Genomic DNA, 1,495 nt, shown 5'->3' with positions numbered 1-1,495 from the left:
TGTTCGACGTGCTGTCACAGGCCGACCTCGACTGGGGCTCGGTCATGGTGCTGCTCGTCGACGAGCGGCTGGTGCCGCCCGAACATGGGCGCGCCAATGCGGGCCTTGTCCGCCGCCACCTGCTGCAAGGCCGCGCCGCGCGCGCGCGCTTTGTGCCCTATGTCGTCGACGCGCACACGCCGGCCCAATGCGCGCGGCTGTCGCAGGCCGCCTTCGAGCAGGACGGCCACCGGCTCGATGCCTGCGTGCTCGGCATGGGCACGGACGGCCACACCGCCTCCTTCTTTCCGGGCGGCGACACGCTGAAGGAGGCGCTGGACCCGGCGGGCGACAAGAAAGTGATCGCCATCTATGCCCAGGACGCGGTCGAGCCGCGGCTGACGCTGACGCTGGGGCCGATTCTCGATGCGCGCTTCGTCGCGCTGCATATCGAAGGCGCCGAAAAGCGCGCCGTGCTGGACGCGGCGCTCGCCGGCACCGACGTCAACGCCATGCCCGTGCGCGCGGTGCTGCGCCAAACGGCAGCGCCCGTCCATGTCTTCTGGGCGCCATAGGCCGCCGCTAAACTGCTCCAACACCTCTACGGAGACACATGATGACCGCCTACGACGTCCATTCCACCATCGCAGCCGTGACCGCACGCATGAAGGAGCGCTCGAAACCGGCCCGCGAACTCTACCTTGAACGGCTCGCCGCCCGCGCCGGCGAAGGGCCCAAGCGCACGAAGCTGTCGTGCGGCAACCTCGCCCACGGCTTTGCCGCCTGCGGCACCTCGGACAAGGCGAACCTGAAGGGCGACGTGGTCGCCAATCTCGGCATCATCACCGCCTATAACGACATGCTGTCGGCACACCAGCCCTTCGAGACGTTCCCGCAGGTGATCAAGGACGCCGCGCGCGAGACAGGCGCGGTGGCCCAGGTCGCCGGCGGGGTGCCGGCCATGTGCGACGGCGTCACGCAAGGCCAGGCGGGCATGGAACTGTCGCTTTTTTCGCGCGACGTGATCGCGCTGGCCGCCGGCGTCGGCCTGTCGCACGACATGTTCGATGCGGCCGTTTATCTCGGCGTCTGCGACAAGATCGTGCCGGGCCTTCTCATCGCGGCGATGACCTTCGGCCATCTGCCGGCCGTGTTCATCCCGGCCGGTCCCATGACCTCGGGCATGCCGAACGACGAAAAGGCAAGGCAGCGCCAGTTATACGCGGAAGGCAAGATCGGCCGCGCCGAACTGCTGGAAGCCGAAAGCGCCTCCTATCACGGCCCCGGCACCTGCACCTTCTACGGCACCGCCAACTCCAACCAGATGCTGATGGAGATCATGGGCCTGCACATTCCAGGCGCCAGCTTCGTCAATCCGGGCACGCCGCTGCGCGAGGCGCTGACGCGCGAGGCGACCAGGCGCGCGCTGGCGATCACCGCGCTGGGCAACGAATACACGCCCGCCGGCGAGATGATCGACGAGCGCACCGTCGATCAGATCGAGCGGGCCAATATC

At 68.2% G+C, this 1,495-nt stretch carries 2 protein-coding genes; both read left to right on the top strand.

Going from position 1 to position 1,495, the window contains the following annotated elements; translation table 11 throughout:
- Positions 1-554 (top strand): 6-phosphogluconolactonase (locus tag AC5E6L_RS08385; protein WP_491772586.1); only part of this gene is annotated, 554 nt, incomplete at its 5' end.
- A 41-nt stretch (positions 555-595) separates the two neighbouring features.
- A partial coding sequence (locus AC5E6L_RS08380) for a dihydroxy-acid dehydratase domain-containing protein (RefSeq protein WP_491772584.1) occupies positions 596-1,495 on the top strand: 900 nt, incomplete at its 3' end.

This window comes from Roseitalea sp. (assembly GCF_984466335.1).
This window is presented reverse-complemented; position numbering and strand designations above follow the sequence as displayed.